General features: G+C 64.0%; 17 protein-coding genes and 1 pseudogene. 10 read left to right on the forward strand and 8 right to left on the reverse strand.

Annotation, left to right across the window (positions count from 1 at the left end; translation table 11 throughout):
• Together ACVDG8_RS31945 and ACVDG8_RS31950 are read left to right on the forward strand one after the other, a co-directional pair.
• Positions 1 to 1,920: a potassium transporter Kup gene (locus ACVDG8_RS31945; protein ID WP_447252034.1), complete on the forward strand. Its 1,920-nt coding sequence runs from the start codon at positions 1 to 3 to the stop codon at positions 1,918 to 1,920.
• A gap of 41 nt (positions 1,921 to 1,961) precedes the next feature.
• A pseudogene (locus ACVDG8_RS31950) lies at positions 1,962 to 3,001 on the forward strand (SDR family oxidoreductase).
• Positions 3,002 to 3,036: 35 nt separating this feature from the next.
• On the opposite strand, the gene ACVDG8_RS31955 reads toward ACVDG8_RS31950, so the two are convergent.
• Positions 3,037 to 3,930: an SDR family oxidoreductase gene (locus tag ACVDG8_RS31955; protein WP_447252036.1), complete on the reverse strand. Its 894-nt coding sequence runs from the start codon at positions 3,928 to 3,930 to the stop codon at positions 3,037 to 3,039.
• A gap of 135 nt (positions 3,931 to 4,065) precedes the next feature.
• On the opposite strand from ACVDG8_RS31955, the gene ACVDG8_RS31960 reads away from it, so the two are divergent.
• Together ACVDG8_RS31960 and ACVDG8_RS31965 are read left to right on the forward strand one after the other, a co-directional pair.
• Positions 4,066 to 4,476 carry a winged helix-turn-helix transcriptional regulator gene (locus tag ACVDG8_RS31960; RefSeq protein WP_447252037.1) on the forward strand — a complete coding sequence of 137 codons (411 nt, stop codon included), beginning with the start codon at positions 4,066 to 4,068 and terminating at the stop codon, positions 4,474 to 4,476.
• 72 nt (positions 4,477 to 4,548) lie between these two features.
• Complete coding sequence (locus tag ACVDG8_RS31965; protein WP_447252038.1) at positions 4,549 to 5,778, forward strand: FAD-dependent oxidoreductase; 1,230 nt, start codon at positions 4,549 to 4,551, stop codon at positions 5,776 to 5,778.
• Here ACVDG8_RS31965 and ACVDG8_RS31970 read toward each other — a convergent pair.
• Together ACVDG8_RS31970 and ACVDG8_RS31975 are read right to left on the reverse strand one after the other, a co-directional pair.
• Positions 5,732 to 6,466, reverse strand: coding sequence for a glutathione S-transferase family protein (locus tag ACVDG8_RS31970; protein ID WP_447252039.1), 735 nt, complete (start codon positions 6,464 to 6,466; stop codon positions 5,732 to 5,734). The genes ACVDG8_RS31965 and ACVDG8_RS31970 overlap by 47 nt on opposite strands.
• Before the next feature lies 1 nt (position 6,467).
• Positions 6,468 to 6,773 carry a Rieske (2Fe-2S) protein gene (locus tag ACVDG8_RS31975; RefSeq protein ID WP_447252040.1) on the reverse strand — a complete coding sequence of 102 codons (306 nt, stop codon included), beginning with the start codon at positions 6,771 to 6,773 and terminating at the stop codon, positions 6,468 to 6,470.
• 151 nt (positions 6,774 to 6,924) lie between these two features.
• Between ACVDG8_RS31975 and ACVDG8_RS31980 the strand changes: the two genes are divergently transcribed.
• The 4 genes from ACVDG8_RS31980 to ilvC all read left to right on the forward strand — a co-directional run bounded on the left by ACVDG8_RS31980 (position 6,925) and on the right by ilvC (position 9,179).
• Positions 6,925 to 7,110, forward strand: a complete 186-nt coding sequence (locus tag ACVDG8_RS31980; protein WP_455707375.1) for a hypothetical protein — start codon at positions 6,925 to 6,927, stop codon at positions 7,108 to 7,110.
• A complete protein-coding gene (locus tag ACVDG8_RS31985; RefSeq protein ID WP_455707376.1) occupies positions 7,092 to 7,379 on the forward strand; it encodes a MarR family winged helix-turn-helix transcriptional regulator in 288 nt (95 codons plus the stop codon). The genes ACVDG8_RS31980 and ACVDG8_RS31985 overlap by 19 nt, the downstream gene beginning before the upstream one ends.
• Before the next feature lie 104 nt (positions 7,380 to 7,483).
• A complete protein-coding gene (locus ACVDG8_RS31990; RefSeq protein WP_455707377.1) occupies positions 7,484 to 8,134 on the forward strand; it encodes a TetR/AcrR family transcriptional regulator in 651 nt (216 codons plus the stop codon).
• A gap of 25 nt (positions 8,135 to 8,159) precedes the next feature.
• The gene (gene ilvC, locus ACVDG8_RS31995; protein WP_013531065.1) at positions 8,160 to 9,179 is read left to right on the forward strand and encodes a ketol-acid reductoisomerase; all 1,020 of its coding nucleotides are present in this window, start codon (positions 8,160 to 8,162) and stop codon (positions 9,177 to 9,179) included.
• 58 nt (positions 9,180 to 9,237) lie between these two features.
• Here ilvC and ACVDG8_RS32000 read toward each other — a convergent pair whose 3' ends face one another.
• Both ACVDG8_RS32000 and ACVDG8_RS32005 read right to left on the reverse strand, forming a co-directional pair.
• The gene (locus ACVDG8_RS32000) at positions 9,238 to 9,522 is read right to left on the reverse strand and encodes a PilZ domain-containing protein (RefSeq protein ID WP_447252042.1); all 285 of its coding nucleotides are present in this window, start codon (positions 9,520 to 9,522) and stop codon (positions 9,238 to 9,240) included.
• A 162-nt stretch (positions 9,523 to 9,684) separates the two neighbouring features.
• Positions 9,685 to 10,275, reverse strand: coding sequence for a BA14K family protein (locus tag ACVDG8_RS32005; protein WP_447252043.1), 591 nt, complete (start codon positions 10,273 to 10,275; stop codon positions 9,685 to 9,687).
• Between the two features lie 167 nt (positions 10,276 to 10,442).
• Between ACVDG8_RS32005 and ACVDG8_RS32010 the strand changes: the two genes are divergently transcribed.
• A complete protein-coding gene (locus ACVDG8_RS32010) occupies positions 10,443 to 11,555 on the forward strand; it encodes an endonuclease/exonuclease/phosphatase family protein (RefSeq protein ID WP_447252044.1) in 1,113 nt (370 codons plus the stop codon).
• Between the two features lie 5 nt (positions 11,556 to 11,560).
• Positions 11,561 to 12,286 (forward strand): hypothetical protein, encoded by a 726-nt coding sequence (locus ACVDG8_RS32015; RefSeq protein ID WP_447257151.1) that lies wholly within the window; start codon positions 11,561 to 11,563, stop codon positions 12,284 to 12,286.
• 98 nt (positions 12,287 to 12,384) lie between these two features.
• Here ACVDG8_RS32015 and ACVDG8_RS32020 read toward each other — a convergent pair whose 3' ends face one another.
• The 3 genes from ACVDG8_RS32020 to ACVDG8_RS32030 are packed head-to-tail and all read right to left on the reverse strand — an operon-like array spanning position 12,385 to position 15,593.
• Positions 12,385 to 13,602 (reverse strand): ABC transporter permease, encoded by a 1,218-nt coding sequence (locus tag ACVDG8_RS32020; protein WP_447252045.1) that lies wholly within the window; start codon positions 13,600 to 13,602, stop codon positions 12,385 to 12,387.
• Positions 13,599 to 14,303: an ABC transporter ATP-binding protein gene (locus ACVDG8_RS32025; RefSeq protein WP_447252046.1), complete on the reverse strand. Its 705-nt coding sequence runs from the start codon at positions 14,301 to 14,303 to the stop codon at positions 13,599 to 13,601. Before ACVDG8_RS32025 ends, ACVDG8_RS32020 begins: the two co-directional genes overlap by 4 nt.
• A gap of 3 nt (positions 14,304 to 14,306) precedes the next feature.
• Positions 14,307 to 15,593, reverse strand: coding sequence for an efflux RND transporter periplasmic adaptor subunit (locus ACVDG8_RS32030; protein ID WP_447252047.1), 1,287 nt, complete (start codon positions 15,591 to 15,593; stop codon positions 14,307 to 14,309).
• Between the last annotated feature and the right edge of the window lie 50 nt (positions 15,594 to 15,643).

Below are 15,643 nucleotides of genomic sequence, written 5' to 3' on the forward strand. Positions count from 1 at the left end.
ATGGCTCTTGCCAATGGTGGTATTGAGGCCGAACCCGTCGACCAAACGAGCCATCCCGAGATCGAGCAGCACAGCACCAAGGTGCTTATGCTGGGCGCGCTCGGCGTGGTCTATGGCGATATCGGCACCAGCCCGATCTACGCGTTCCGCGAGGCGCTGCATGCGTCCTCCGGCGGCGATGTCGCCAACCGCGCCGACATTCTGGGCGTGCTGTCGCTAATCATCTGGTCGCTGACCATCACGGTCACGATCAAATACATCATGTTCGTGCTGCGCGCCGACAACCGCGGCGAGGGTGGCGTGCTGTCGCTGATGGCGTTGGCGCGCGGCACTTTCGCGACGCGCTCGGCAATCGTGCTTGGCATCGGCATTGTCGGAGCATCGCTGTTCTTCGGCGACGCCGTCATCACGCCGGCCATTTCGGTGCTGTCGGCGGTCGAGGGCATGAACGTCGTTACGCCGGCCTTCCAGCCTTATGTCGTGCCGCTGACGCTGCTCATTCTGGCCGTCGTGTTCGCCGTGCAGCGCTTCGGCACGGGCGGCGTTGGCCTGGTGTTCGGTCCGGTCACCGCCATCTGGTTTCTCGCGATCGGCCTTTCCGGGTTGAAGCATATCATCTCGGATCCGGAAATCCTGTGGGCGATCAGCCCGCATTACATCGTGGCCTTCTTCATCAATTCGCCCGACGTGTCTTTCGTCACGGTCGGCGCCGTCTTCCTGGCCGTTACCGGCGCCGAGGCGCTTTATGCCGACCTCGGCCATTTCGGCCGCAAGCCGATCGTGCTGGCATGGCTGGCGATCGTATTTCCCTGCCTGCTTTTGAACTATGCTGGGCAGGGCGCCTATGTGCTGGCCAAGGGCGGCACGGTCGGTCATCCGTTCTTCGAGATGAACGAGGGCTGGGCGCTGATGCCGATGGTGGTCCTGGCGACCGCGGCGACCGTCATCGCCAGCCAGGCGGTGATTTCCGGCGCCTTCTCGCTGACCAGGCAGGCCGTGCAGCTCAACATGCTGCCGCGGCTGGAAATCCTGCATACGTCGGAGAGACAGTCCGGTCAGATCTACATGCCGCGCGTCAACATGCTGCTGGCGGTGGTGGTGATGCTGCTGGTGGTCGGCTTCGGCGAGTCCAGCAAGTTGGCCTCCGCCTATGGCATCTCGGTGACCGGCAACATGCTGGTGACGACGACGCTGCTGTTCATCGTCATGACGCGCATCTGGAAGTGGAATATCTGGCCGGCCATTGCACTCACCGCGATGTTTGCCTTCATCGACATCGGCTTCTTCGCCTCCAACATCGTCAAGGTGTTCGAAGGCGGCTGGGCGTCGCTTGCGGTGGCCTTCGCCATCATCCTCGGCATGTGGACCTGGGTGCGCGGCACCCGCTATCTGTTCGACAAGACGCGCCGCAACGAGATCCCGCTCGATTTCCTGGCGGCGAACCTCTTGAAGAAGAAGCCGCAATTGGTCTCCGGCACCGCCGTGTTCCTGACCAGCGATCCGTTGAGCGCGCCCACCGCGCTCATGCATAGCCTGAAGCACTACAAGGTGCTGCACGAAAAGAACGTCATCCTGTCGGTGGTGACGGCGCCGCAGCCGGTGGTGCCCGACAGCGAACGGGTGAAGCTGGAGACGGTCAACGAGCTGTTCATGCGCGTGACGCTGACCTTCGGCTATATGGAACAGCCGAACATTCCGCGCGCTTTGGCCATCTGCCGCAAGCAGGGCTGGAAGTTCGACATCATGACGACGTCCTTCTTCCTGTCGCGGCGCTCGCTGAAAGCCTCGCCGAATTCCGGCATGCCGATCTGGCAGGATCGGCTGTTCATCGGCCTGGCGAAAACGGCGTCGGACGCGACGGAATATTTCCAGATTCCGACCGGCCGTGTGGTAGAGATCGGTACGCAGGTCGCGATCTGACAGAAGCTCGCCCCTTGCGCTGAACAGCTGCGGAGGCGGGCATGAGCGGCGAATTGGTGCTTGTCACCGGCGGTTCCGGCTTCGTTGGCGCCCATTGCATCATCGAACTGCTGAAAGCGGGCTACCGCGTGCGCACGACCGTGCGGTCCGACAGCCGACAAGCCGATGTCCTGGCGATGCTCAAAGTAGGTGGCGCTGAGCCCGGAAGTGCACTGTCCTTTGCCGTCGCCGATCTGACATCGGAGGCCGGCTGGCCGGCGGCGGTCGCGGGCTGCGACTACATCCTGCACGTGGCTTCCCCATTTCCGACTGGCGTCCCGAAACATGAGGACGACCTGATCGTTCCGGCCCGGGAGGGCGCCTTGCGCGTGTTGCGGTTTGCCCGCGACGCCGGCGTCAAACGCGTCGTGCTCACATCGTCCTTTGCCGCGGTCGGCTATGGGCAGGTTCCGGTCGCCGGCCATCCATTCACCGAAGAGAACTGGACCAATCTGACCGAGAAGGTCAGTGCTTACGTGAAATCGAAGACGCTGGCCGAGCGCGCAGCCTGGGATTTCGTGGCCAGAGAAGGTGGCGCGCTGGAACTCGCGGTTGTCAATCCGGTGGGGATTTTGGACCCGTCCTGGGACCGGATCACTCGACCTCGACGGATTTCATAAGGCGCCTGCTGGACGGTGAAATGCCGGGTTTGCCACGCATGGTGTTTGGTGTCGTCGATGTGCGAGATGTCGCGGATCTGCATCTGCGCGCCATGACCAATCCCGCAGCCAAGGGCGAGCGGTTCCTGGCTATCAGCGGCGATTTCATGTCGATGCTCGAGATCGCCGAGACGCTGAAGGCGAGGCTGGGCAATGCAGCATCGCGCGTCACGACCAGAGTGCTGCCGGACTGGCTGGTCCGGATCGTCGGACTGTTCGATGGGCAGGCGGCTCAGATCGTGACGGAACTGGGCAAGGCCAGGAACGCGACGAGCGCCAAGGCCGTGCGCCTGCTCGGCTGGTCGCCACGCTCACCGCAAGAGGCGCTCGTCGCGACCGGCGAAAGCCTCATCCAGCTTGGACTGCTGAAAAAATCGAGGTAGCGCGCCCTGAACGAGATGCCCAAGGCGCGCTGATTTTAGCCAAGCAAGGCAGCCTTGTTCGCCTCCAGGAACTGCTTCAGCGTCTTTGGCGTCCTGCCGGAAAGCGTCTCGATCGCATCGGTCACCATGGCGATGCGGCCAGAACGCGTGTTGGCGTCGAAGGACACGACGACCTCAGCGAAATCCTCGGGAACGCCCGATGCCTTCACGCCTTCCGTCAAAGCTTCATCCGGAACCTGTACCACATCGAGCGGCTTGCCGATGACCTCGCTCACCAGGGCGGCGATTTCGGCCGTGGTGTAGGCGTGCGGACCGGTCAAAGTGTATGTCGTGCTCTCGGTCGAGGCGCCAGCGAGCCCGGCGGCGATCGCCGCTGCCATGTCATCGCGTGCGCCGTGCGCAATGCGGCCTTCGCCGGCGGACGTATACCAGTGTCCCGAGGCGATAGCGTGCGGCAATGCCAGGAACAGGTTCTCCTGGTACCAGCCGTTGCGGAAGATCGTGTAGGGTATGCCGCTCGCCTTGATGGCCTGCTCGGTGCTGTAGTGATCATCGGCAAACAGGACCGGCGAGCCGGGCTCCGGATCGGGCATCGAGGTGTAGAGCAGATGCGAAATGCCGGCGTTTTGGGCTGCGGCGACGGCATTTTCGTGCTGCTTCAGGCGCCTGCCGCTCTTGAGATCGAGATCGCCGGTCGAAATGATCAGCACCTTGTCGGCGCCCTTGAATGCGATTTCCAGCGAGGCCGCGTCGTTGAAGTCGGCGACCCTGACAACGACGCCGCGCGCCGCCAGATCGGCCACGCTTTCTGGATTGCGTGTGGTGGCGATGATCTTTGCCGGCGGAATTTTGTGCGTGTCCAGGAGATAGTTGATGACGCCGCGGCCGAGCTGGCCGGAGGCTCCGGTGACGAGAAGGGTTTCGGTCATTGGGGATCCTGACATTGCGCCGCAAGGGCGGTTCGAGTGGCGGTCTCAGAAAGAGACCAGCGCTAAAATAGGAATTGACCCGATGCCGTAAAGAAGGCAGTTTTTCGGGAGGTAGGCACAGGCAGGGAACCAGCCATGGACGGCAAGATCATCAATCTGAAATCGAAGATGGAGATCTACAAAGCGATAAGCGGGGGCGGCAACATTGCCAATTGTCCGGTTCGTGAAGTCATCCAGGGCGTCAGCGGTAAGTGGAGATCGCTGCTGATGATGGCGCTGGCTGAAAGTCCCTATCGCTTCGGCGAATTGAGGCGCCTTGTGCCCGACATTTCGCAGCGCATGCTGACCCAGACGCTGTACGATCTCCAGCGCGATGGCTATGTGCATCGGGAAGTGTTCCCGACCAAACCACCGAGCGTCGAATACAGCCTGACCGATCTCGGGCGCTCGATGTTCGGCGCCTTTCATCAATTGATTCTGTGGGCCGAACTCAACCACGACACTGTGCGCGCGGCGCGCGCCGCCTTCGACGCGGCCCAAACTTGAAGGGCGTCAAAGCGCCAACTTGATTTGGCGACAGGGTTGGGAGATTGTCGCGCCGGCTTGGCTGGGCGGGCAATGAGCAGAACTTACGACATCGCGATTGCCGGCGCCGGTCCGGCCGGATTGGCTGCCGCGCTCTATCTCAGGCGGGCAGGGCACAAGGTCACCGTCTTCGAGCGTTTCGACGAGCCGAAGCCGGTCGGCTCCGGGCTCATCCTGCAGCCGACCGGGCTGACGGTGCTCGCCGACCTCGGCCTGCTGGATGACATCCTGGCGCTGGGAAGCCGTATCGAGCGGCTGCATGGCACGGATGCCGAGAGCGGGCGCACAGTGCTCGAGGTTCGCTACGATGCCAGGCGCGGCCGCCGCTTCGGCCTTGCGGTACACAGGGCAGCGTTGTTCGGCGTGCTCTATCGCGCCGCCTTGCGCGCGGCGATCGCCATCGAAACCAATGTCGAGGTAGAGACGCTGGAGACAGGCGAGCGGGTATCGCTGGTCTGCGGCAATGGCAAGCGACTGGGGCCGTTCGACCTGGTCGTCGATGCCAGCGGCGCGCGTTCGAAGCTGCGCCAGTGCCTGGGCGATCCAGCCATGCCGCGTCCACTCACCTATGGCGCCTTCTGGGCATCGCTGGCCTGGCGCGACGGCTTCGACCAAAGCGCGCTGCTGCAGCGTTACGACAAGGCGAGCGTCATGGTCGGCGTGCTGCCGATCGGCCGGCCGCAGCCCGGCGCCGAGACCATGGCGGCCTTCTTCTGGAGCCTGAAGCCGGACGATGCCGATCAGGTGCGGGCGGCGGGCCTCGATGCGTGGAAGGCGAGGGTGATTTCGGCGTGGCCCGATTGCGAGGCTTTCACCAGCCAGATCGAGAGTTTCGAGCAATTGTCACTCGCCCGCTATGGCCACCACACGATGACGTTGCCGGCCGGCCGGAAACTGGCTGTGATCGGCGATGCCGCGCATTCGACCAGCCCACAACTCGGCCAAGGCGCAAACATGGCGCTGCTTGATGCCGCGGCGCTCAGTCATTCGCTGGCGCATGCAAATGGCGTCGACGATGCGCTCGATGCTTACGCCAAGGCGCGCCGCTGGCATGTGCGGATATTCCAGGCGCTGTCCCTGTCGCTGACGCCGTTTTATCAGTCGGACTCGAGCGTGCTTCCCTTCATCCGCGACCGGATGGTGGCGACTTTGGCAAAGGTGCCGCCGGGACCGCAATTCCTTGCCGCCATGGTCGCCGGGACAGTGGTCGATCCGTTCAAGCGCATCGGACTTGCGGAACTGCAATGGCCTGCTGCTGGATGATGTCCGACAGATATGATACCTTCGCCAGCAGGAAGGCATGCAGCCGCCGCGGATAGTCGGCGCCTACCGCTTCTTGCACTGATTGGCGTTCGCTCAAGGCCGCACGCCAGGCCTGGACGAGCGGTTTGCCGTGCAGAATGCCGAAATCGCCGATGCGGTCGAAAATGTCGAAATAGCGGAAGACCGGCCCGTAGACGGCATCGACCAGCGAGAAGCGATCGCCGGCGAACCAGGGACCGCTCGATCTGGCCGCCAACACCGCCTCCACGCGTTCAAACATCTCGGACAAGCCCTTGCTTTCCTTGGTGAACGCGGCTTCATCGGTGACGCAGTAGAAGCGGCCGATGGCGTTCAGGATGGCGGAGCCGAATTCGATCCAGGCGCGATGCCCGGCCCGCATCAGCGGATCTGCCGGATGCAAAGGATTGGCCTCGGTCTCCTCGAGGAATTCGAGGATGACGGCGGATTCGAAGATGGTTTCTTCGCCATCACCGTTTCGAACCCGCAGCAGCGGCACCTTGCCGAGCGGCGAGATGGCCTTGAACCAGTCGGGCTTGTCGGCAAGGTCGACATAAACCCGTTCGAACGGCACGCCCTTCTCGGCCAGCGCAATCGCGGCGCGCTGCACATAGGGGCATAAATGATGGCTCACGAGAGTGAGCTTGGCGAGGGTGAGCCTGACGGTCATCTCACTCTCCCCAGACATAGTTGAGCGCGCCGTCCTCGACGCGGGTGGACAGGAACATCAGGCGCGAAGCCTTCGGCGCCGGACCTTCGAGGCGCTCGCCGCTCCCCATGTCGAATTTCGCGCCATGCCATTGGCAGACAAAGGCGCCGTCCTTGCAGTCGAGCGGGCCGCCGAAATGCAGGCAGACGTTGGCCGCGGCGCGGATATGTTCGCCGTTGCGCCAGACATGCACCTCACGGCCGAAGAACGGCGCGATCAGGCTACCATTCTGTGGGATGTCGGCGACCTTGCAGATTTCATGTTTCATCGGAAAGCTCCCTGTCGATGCAATTGCATCTATATGAATACATTTGCATCGATCGTCAAGCTTGATGCAATTGCATCTAGATCCTTGTTGGAGCATGATCTGTCCCGAAAACCGGTTCCCACTTTTCGGGATCATCCTCTAGGCTATACCGATGACCAAGACATCGCCCTCCAGCCAGGCGGTCACCGCCTGGGCCCGACTGATGCGCGTCTCGCGCCAGCTGGTCGAAAGGGCCGAAGACGCCCTGAAGCAAGCCGGCCTGCCGGCGCTTGCCTGGTACGATGTGCTGCATGAGCTCGCCGAGGCGGGCGAGGAGGCTTGCGTCCCTTCGAGCTGACCGATCGCGTTCTGCTTGCGCAATACGGCGTCTCCCGGCTGCTCGCCCGGCTTGAAGCGGACGGGCTGGTGGAGAAGTTGCCGGTCTCCGATGACGGACGCGGCCAGATCGTGCGCATCACATCGGCCGGCCGCGATATGCGGCGGCGCATCTGGGGCGTCTACGGCGCTTCGATCGCCGGGCTGATGGGCGAGAAGCTTTCGGCCGAAGAGCTGGAGACGCTGGCGCGGCTGCTGGGGCGGCTGCGGCATCCTTCCATCGAGCGGTAACTCGATTGTCAGACCTGGGCTCTTGCGCGCGAAGCCGGAATGCGCCATAAGCCGAACCGTAACGTACGGTACGCCTTTCAGGCAACCAGAAATCGGGAACAGTCGTGTTGCAGCCGGCCGATGTCGACACCAGTGAAGCGCTGACGGAACGGCAGCAGGCCGTTCTCGATGCGGCGCTCCGTTTGCTGGTCGAGGAGGGCGACAGCCTGACCATGACCGCGGTGGCGCGGCGCGCCAGCTGCTCCAAGGAAACGCTCTACAAATGGTTCGGCGACCGGGACGGGCTGCTTACCGCGACAGTGCAGTGGCAGGCGTCCAAGGTGCGTGTCGCGGCCGTTGATCGCGATCGGCTGGATCTCGCTTCGCTGACCGCGAGCCTGGAGCGTTTCGCTTCCGACTGGCTGAAGGTTATCTCCAGCGACACCTCGATTGCGCTGAACCGCGTGGCCGTCGGCCATGCCGGATCCGGTAAGGACGATCTCGGCGCGGTCGTGCTGCAGAATGGGCGTTTCGCGCTTGCCAGGCGCCTCAAGCCGGTGCTTGAAGCGGGCCGGCAGGCCGGGTTGCTCGACTTCGTGGACGCCGAGACGGCGTTCCGGACCTTTTTCGGGCTGGTCGGCCGGGACGTGCAGATCCGTCTCTTGCTCGGCGACCGGCTGGAATTGACTGAGGCGACGATCGGCGGCGATGCCGTCCGCGCGACGCAGCAGTTTCTCGCTCTTTTCGGAGCAAAAACCGGGCCGCAAGGCCTCTGATCTTAGAAAACGGGAAGGAAGTAAAATGCGCGTCTATTACGATCGTGATGCCGATCTCAACCTGATCAAGGGCAAAAAGGTCGCCATCATCGGCTATGGCAGCCAGGGCCGGGCGCATGCGCTCAACCTCAAGGATTCCGGCGCCAAGGAGATCGCCATCGGTCTCAAGGCCGGCTCGGCGACCGCCAAGAAGGTCGAGGCCGACGGCCTCAAGGTGATGAGCGTCGCCGACGCCGCCAAATGGGCCGATCTGATGATGATGGCGACGCCCGATGAATTGCAGGCCGACATCTACAAGAACGAGATTGCGCCGAACATCCGCGACGGTGCGGCGATCGCGTTCGCGCACGGCCTCAACGTGCATTTCGGCCTGATCGAGCCGAAGTCGACGGTCGACGTCGTCATGATCGCGCCGAAGGGCCCCGGCCATACGGTGCGTGGCGAATACCAGAAGGGCGGCGGCGTGCCGTGCCTGGTCGCCGTCAACCAGGATGCGTCGGGCAATGCGCTCGACCTGGCGCTCTCCTACGCCTGCGGCGTCGGCGGCGGCCGTTCGGGCATCATCGAGACCAATTTCCGCGAGGAATGCGAGACCGATCTGTTCGGTGAGCAGGTTGTGCTGTGCGGCGGCCTGGTCGAGCTGATCCGCGCCGGTTTCGAGACGCTGGTGGAAGCCGGCTACGCACCGGAAATGGCCTATTTCGAGTGCCTGCACGAGGTGAAGCTGATCGTCGACCTGATCTATGAAGGCGGTATCGCCAACATGAACTACTCGATCTCGAACACCGCCGAATGGGGTGAGTATGTCTCGGGTCCGCGCATCATCACCGCCGAGACCAAGGCCGAGATGAAGCGCGTGCTGAAAGACATCCAGACCGGCAAGTTCACCTCGGAATGGATGCAGGAATACCGCGCCGGCATGTCGCGTTTCAAGGGCATCCGCCGCAACAACGACAGCCACCAGATCGAAGAGGTTGGTGCTAAACTCCGCGCGATGATGCCGTGGATTTCGAAGAACAAGCTGGTCGACAAGGCCAAGAACTAATCCGCAATTTCAAGATTGCCTGAATGGGCCGGCGGAGCGATCCGCCGGTTTTTCATGCTCAGCCGTAGTGCCAGTGCGGCTTGGGCTCGGTGCCGGTGAACTCGACACCGATACGGTCGTCGCGGCGCCAGCGGACGATGGCCTTGTAGCCGACGCCGTCGACCGGCACGTAGAGCAGGAATTCGTCGGGCACGCGCGCCCCGATCGGAACTTTCAGCTCGGCGCCCTTCGCATGCATGTTGCGCACGGTGCACGTAACCTCGGAATTGTTAATGCCAGTCAGGATCGCCGCTCCCTTGAGCACGCGCTGTCTGTGTTGGGATCTGTGTTCGTTCTCGGCCATGGCGGGCGCGTCCTCGCGAACTCCATCGCGGCAATCGTCGTGTGGGGCACCGGGTGGATGAATAGGCTCCGCAGATAAATTTACAGTTATCGCCGGTTATGGCTCCGACAAATAAAACGGCGCCCCGTGGAGCGCCGTCTGCATGCCTTGTTCGCGGGCAGCTCAGCTGTAGGGCGACCAGCATTGCTTGCGGGGCCCGTAATTGGGCTGGAAGCTGTTGTCCCAGGCGCGATAAGACCGGTAACGGTCATAGCACCACTGCACATGGGCGCTGGAGAGCCGTTCCGTCCGATAGACACGCCGCGGCTGAACGTAGCGCGGGTAGTAATCATATTGGTAGGGATCATAGTAGTTGTCGTAGGCTAGGCTGCCCAAGCCTAGGCCAAGGCCCAGCCCGAGGAGCGCCGCGTCGCCATCGCGGAAACGCCGGCCATGGTGATGCCGCCAGCGCCAATCGCCGCCGCGATCCCAGTTGCGGCCGCCATCCCAGTTGCGCGCGAAGTTGCGATGGCCGCCACGCCATCTGAAGTCGCCGCCCCTGAAATCGCCGCCATGCCGCCAGCGCCAGTTCTGCATTCCTCCGTTGCCGCCGGCCCAGCTGTCACGCACCGGTATGATGTTCGGTGCGGCGGTGTTCGTCGCCACGCCAAGATCGGGTTGCAGGATCGGCCCGGCGACCGACGGCACGGTCACGCCGGCGACAAGGCCCAAGGCGAGCAGCCCGGATTTAAGGGAAGAAAAGAGCGGTTTCATTTCACTCTCCAAGGATTCACGGCCCCACGCCCAGAACAACCCCGGGAAGAGGCCCATTGTTGGAACTTCCCGTCTGAACGGGGATGAACGGAAAGGTTCCTTCAACCATGGCGAGCATGCGCCGGGCTCTTGTTTTCGCCCCTGCTTGCGGGCAAAAGGTCACGGCCATGTCGCTGCGCCTCGCCACGTTCAACGTCGAGAACCTGATGAACAGGTTCGATTTCTCAGGCTATCGCAACCAGCTCAACGAGGACCGCACGCTGGCCCTGTTCGACATCCGGAGCGAGGCCGAATACCGGCTTCTCGAGCAGGCGCGCACCATTGCCCAATCCGACGATACGCGCCAGCTGACGGCGCTGGCGATCGCGGCAACCCGCGCCGATATCATCTGCATGCAGGAAGTCGACAATATCGAAGCGCTGAAAGCTTTCGAATATGGCTATCTGTTCAAGATGGTTGGGCAGGGCTACCGGCAGAAATACACCACCGCCGGCAATGACTCACGCGGCATCGACGTCGCCTTGATGATGCGCAACGAGACCGCGCAGGGCCAACCGATCGAGTTCGTGCGCATGACCAGCCATGCCTATGTCACGTTCGAGCAGTTCGGCCTGTTCACGCCTGAGCTTGCCGCGCTTGGGCACCAGGCGACCGAGCGCATTTTCCGGCGCGATTGTCTGGAGATCGATCTGATCGTCGCCGGTGCGCCGCTGACGCTCTATCTCGTCCACTTGAAATCGATGGGCGCGCCGCGCAACGGGCTCGACGGCCGCGAGGCGACCATGCCGCTGCGCATTACCGAGGCGCAGGCCGTGCGCCGCATCATCGAAGAGCGGTTCGGCAAGGACCATGCGGCCGACAAGCGCTGGGCGATCTGCGGTGACATGAACGACTATCGGCAGCGCGTGAAGGTCGCCGGCGACTCCGTCGATGGCTACCGCTTCGAAGTCGTCGACGAGGCGCTGTCGTCGATCAACGTTTTGACCGCCGGCGGCTTCTGCGAGAATGTCGTCGAACGGCGGCCGGAAATGGACCGCTGGAGTTTCTATCACACGCGCGGACCGGAGGAACGGCATCTCTGCCAGCTCGACTATATCCTGTTGTCGAAGGCGCTGGCTGCGAAGAACGCAACGGCGGTTCCCGACATCATTCGCAACGGCCAGCCCTGGCGCACCATCTTTCCGCCCGGGCAGGAGGTCGAGCGCTTTCCACGCGCCGGCTGGGACAGGCCGAAGGCCTCCGACCATTGCCCGGTGGCAATCACCTTGAACATGGCGTGACCCCCTTGAGTTTCGACCTGCCGCGCAATGTCATTCTGCCGGTCGACCAGATCGACGTGCGGCTGGTCGCCGAGCAGCACCCGTTCGAGCGCGACAACCAGACGGCGATCGCCGAAAACTGGCGGCGCGAGACGGAAGAGAAGCCGGCGCTGTTCGATGGCACGGTGGTGCTGCTGTCGGCGCTTGCCTGGCGCGACAATCGTCTCATCGGGCGCTGTCATGCGGTGAAATACTCGACCTTCATGCTGTGGCGGAAGAACCGTGAAGCGAGCGGCGCCGAACACGCCTACGGTCACGCCATGCTGGTCGCCGGCGACAATGCGCTGGTGGCGATCCGCATGGGGCCGCATACGGTAATGGCCGGCAGCGTCTACTTCGCCGCCGGTTCGTTCGAGCCGATCGATTTCCGCGATGGCTTCGTCGATGTCGATTTCAACATGATCCGCGAAGTGCGCGAGGAGACCGGGCTCGACCTGACGACGGCCAGGCGCGGCAAGCGCTGGCACGCCCTGTCGACCGCGAGCGGCACGGTGATCTTCCGCCGTTACCATGTCGATGAGCCGGCTGACGAGATCGCGCGGCGCATCAGGGCTTTTGTCGCGGCCGAGGCCGATCCGGAGATAGAAGGGCCGGTGATCATTCGTCACGCAGCCGACCTGCCAGATGGCCTGGCAGCGCATATGAAGCCGCTGGTCGAATGGCATTTTGCACGCAGCGGCGAGGGCCTCTGACTTTCTGCGTGGACGGCCTTGCGCGATATGGCCGATTTCAACAAGCGCCAGCCGGACGGCGACGATGGCTACGGCGCGGCAAGCTCGTCACCGGGGACTTATTCGTGCCGCAACGCGTCGATCGGGTCGAGCCTGGCGCCGCGGAGCGCTGGGAAGAAGCCGAACACCATGCCGATCAGCGCCGAGAAGCCGACGGCGAGCAGGATGACCGCCGGGCTTGGCGCGAACGGTATCGTCAGCGTCGCCGAAGCGAGGCCGGCGAGCGCCAGGCCGATCAGGATGCCGATGATGCCGCCGAGCAGCGACAGCACGGTGGCCTCGACCAGGAACTGGATGAGGATGTGCTTTTCGTGCGCGCCGATCGCCAGCCTGATGCCGATCTCGCGCGTGCGCTCGGTGACCGAGACCAGCATGATGTTCATGATGCCGATGCCGCCGACCAGCAGGCTGACGCCGGCGACCGCGCCCAGCATGCCGGTCATGGTGGTGGTGGCGCTGGCCATGGCGTCGGCGATCTGGGTCATGTCGCGGATGGCGAAATCGGGATCGCGGTCCGGCGTGATGCGGCGGGTGTCGCGCAAAATATCCTCAACGCGCGGCTGCAACTCGCTCGTCGGCGTGCGGTCGTCGGCGGCGATGTAGATGTTGTCGACGTCGCGATTGCCGGCAATACGCCGCTGATAGGCGTGCAACGGCATCAGCACGACATTGTCCTGGTCCTGGCCGAAGCCGGTATAGCCCTTCGGCTCCAACAGGCCGATGATCTTACAGGAGGTGCGGTTGACGCGGATGATCTCGCCTTCGGGATCGCCGGCGCCGAAGAATTGCTGGCGAACCGTCTCACCGATCAGGCAGACGCCGGTGCCGGAGCGGGTTTCGGAATCGCTGAAGGGCCGGCCCGACACCAGCTTCCAGTCGCGCGCGTCGAGATAGGCGCTGTCGGTGCCGGTGACGCCCGAAGTCAGGCTTTCGGTGCCGAAGATGACGCGGACCTGCTTTTGCGAGGCGGGCGAAATGGCGCGCGCGCCGCTCAGATGCGCGACCAGCGCCGTCACATCCTTCTCGGCCAGCGGCCGCACAGCCTGGTCAAGTCCTCCCGGGCCGCCAGGTCCGGCGGGACGGCCGGCGCGAACGACGAGTAGGTTGCTTCCGAGCTTGGAGATGTCGGCCTTGACCTTTTGCGTGGTGCCGGAGCCGATGGTGAGCATGGCAATGACGGCCGCGACGCCGATGACGATGCCGAGCAGCGTCAGGAACGAGCGCAGCACGTTGCGGCGGATCGAGCGCAGCGAGAGCCGAACGGTTTCCCAGATCATGCGGCCTCCGCATTCACGGTGTCGGAGGCGACATGGCCGTCGAGGAAGCGGATGGTGCGGCCGGCATAGGCGGCGACATCGGCTTCATGCGTGACCATGGCGATGGTCAGGCCAAGGTCGGCGTTGAGCCTGGTCAGCAATTCCATGATCTCATGCGTGCGCGCGGTGTCGAGATTGCCGGTCGGCTCGTCGGCGACAAGCAGCGTCGGCCGGGTGACGATGGCGCGTGCGATCGCCACGCGCTGCTGCTGGCCGCCAGAGAGCTCCGCCGGCGTATGGTGCTCGCGCCCATCCAACCCGACCTCAGCCAGCGCCTGCATGGCGAGCTCGCGGCGCTCGCGGGCAGGGGCGCCGCGATAGATCAGCGGCAGCTCGACATTTTCCGCCGCCGTCGTGCGCGGCAACAGATTGTAGCCCTGGAAGACGAAGCCGACATAGAGGTTGCGGAGAAGCGCGCGACGGTTGCGGCCGAGCCGGCCGGCATCGACGCCCATGAAAGAATAGGTTCCGGCCGTCGGCGTGTCGAGGCAGCCGATGATGTTCATGGCCGTCGATTTGCCCGAGCCGGAAGGGCCCATGATGGCGACGAACTCGCCGCGGCGGATGGCGAGGTCGACGCCGGCCAGCGCGTGCACGTGCGCCTCGCCCTGGCCATAGCTCTTCCAGACCTTGTCGAAGGTGATCAGCAGCGGAGCCGACATCGGTCAGCTCCGCTGCTGCGCGCCGGTGACGATCTGCGCGCCTTCGTCGAGACCGGATGTGATCTCGGTCAGCTCGCCATCGGTCGAGCCGATCTTGACGTTGACGGGGCGCGGGCGGCCGTTTTCCAGCACATAGAGCGTGCGCGAGCCGTCGGTGGGCGCTTTGGTCGCCTGGCGCTGCCGGTTGGGGCGGCCCATGCGACCGGTGAACAGGTCGCGCAGGCTCCAGCCAGGCTCGGCCTGCTGCGCCGGGCGGTAGCGGAAGGCGGTCGAGGGCACGGTGAGCACGCCCTTGGCCTGCTTTGTGACCACTGAGACGGTTGCCGTCATGCCGGGCCTGAGCAGAAGTTCGTTGTTATCGACCTCGAGCCGCGCATTGTAGGTGACGACGCCATCGGTGGTGACCGAGGCGTAGGAGATGTCGCGGATCTCGGCGTCGAAGGGGCGGTCGGGAAAGGCGTCGACGGTGAAGCGTGCATGCTGTCCAGGTTTCACCGCGCCGATATCGGCCTCGTCGACCGCTGCCTGCAGTTCCATGTTGCGCAGATCGGCGGCGATGATGAACAGCACCGGCGCCTGCAGCGAGGAGGCGACCGTCTGCCCCGGATCGACCGAGCGCGTCAGCACGATGCCGTCGATCGGCGCGTAGATCGTGCTCTTGGCAAGGTCGGTCTGTTGCGCCTTGAGGTCGGCCTGGGCGATGGCGAGGTTGGCCTCGGCGCTGTCGAGCGCCGCCTTGGAGCGGTCCCGGGTTGCGGTCGCCGCCTCAAGCGACTGGTCCGTCGCCATGCCGCGCTTGGTCAGCGCGCTGGCGCGGACGACCGCGTTCTCGTTTTCCTGCAGCGTGACCTTGGCATCCTCGACGCTGGCCGCGGCACCCTTGGCGGACGCCTCGGCGCGCTCGATCTGGACTTCGAGCTTGGCGGTGTCGAGCGTCGCCAGCACGTCGCCCTTCTTCACCTGCTGGTTCTCGGTGGCCGCGACCGAGCGCACGATGCCGGACAATTCGCTGGAGATGTCGACTTGCGTCAGCGGCTGCAGCGTTCCCGTGGCCGACACCTCGACGGTGAGGTCGGCGACGGCGGCGGGCACGGTTGTGTATTCGACCCTGGGGGGTGCCGCGGCATACCATTGGTAAACGCCAACGCCGACGGCAACGACCGCGACCGCCAGCAGCGCGTAGAGCCAGCCGCGGCGACGCCTACGGCCGACGCCCTTGCGGTCGAGGCCGAGCGCCGTTTCTATGGACGTCTCGGATTCCGTCTTTGGCGGATTGACAATTTGGTCCACGCCGGACCCCTATGCTGAAAAATTGATGTCCCTATCCGTGCACAAATCAG

It is taken from the genome of Mesorhizobium sp. ORM8.1 (assembly GCF_053005525.2).